The organism is Streptomyces niphimycinicus, from assembly GCF_018883605.1.
GTDB classification, from domain to species: Bacteria; Actinomycetota; Actinomycetes; order Streptomycetales; family Streptomycetaceae; genus Streptomyces; species Streptomyces niphimycinicus.
Window position 1 is genome coordinate 1 of record NZ_JAHLEM010001285.1, and the last position, 910, is coordinate 910.

Below are 910 nucleotides of genomic sequence, written 5' to 3' on the forward strand. Positions count from 1 at the left end.
GTCGCCCCGGAGGGGGAGCGGGTGCCGCTGCGCGGGGTGCGGGGCGCCGTGGCCGACAAGCTCGCCCGCAGCCGGCGCGAGATCCCCGACGCCACCTGCTGGGTGGACGCCGACGCGACCGAACTGCTCGCCGCCCGCGCGGCGATGAACGCCGCGGGCGGGCCCAAGGTCTCCGTGCTCGCCCTCCTGGCCCGCATCTGCACGGCGGCCCTGGCGCGCTTCCCCGAGCTCAACGCCACGGTGGACATGGAAGGCCGGGAGATCATCCGGCTCCCCGAGGTCCACCTCGGCTTCGCGGCGCAGACCGACCGGGGCCTGGTGGTCCCCGTGGTGCGCGACGCACAGACGCGGACCATAGAGGGGCTGTCCGAGGAGATCGCCCGGCTGACCGAGGCCGCGCGGACCGGGACACTCGCCCCCGCGCAGCTCACCGGCGGCACCTTCACCCTGAACAACTACGGGGTCTTCGGGGTCGACGGCTCCACGCCGATCATCAACCACCCCGAGGCGGCCATGCTCGGGGTCGGCCGGATCGCCCCGAAGCCCTGGGTGCACGAGGGCGAGCTGGCGGTGCGCCAGGTGGTGCAGCTTTCGTTCACCTTCGACCACCGGGTGTGCGACGGAGGCACCGCCGGCGGATTCCTGCGGTATGTGGCCGACTGCGTGGAGCAGCCCCTGGTGTTGTTGCGACGGCTGTAGCGGCTGCCCGGCGGCGCCATACTCGTGGGGTGACTCATGGAGTGACTCCAGGTGCGTATGACGCGGTGATCCTGGCCGGGGGCGCCGCTCGGCGGCTCGGTGGGGTGGACAAGCCCGCACTGCGGGTGGGCGGGCGCCCCCTGCTCGACCGGGTGCTGGACGCCTGCCGCGGCGCCGGGCGGACCGTCGTCGTCGGCCCGCGCAGGCCCAC

General features: G+C 74.4%; 2 protein-coding genes. Both read left to right on the forward strand.

What is annotated here, in order from left to right:
• Positions 1 to 699 (forward strand): dihydrolipoamide acetyltransferase family protein (locus tag KN815_RS49370; protein WP_216348237.1); only part of this gene is annotated, 699 nt, incomplete at its 5' end.
• A gap of 29 nt (positions 700 to 728) precedes the next feature.
• A partial coding sequence (gene mobA / locus KN815_RS49375) for a molybdenum cofactor guanylyltransferase (protein WP_253209752.1) occupies positions 729 to 910 on the forward strand: 182 nt, incomplete at its 3' end.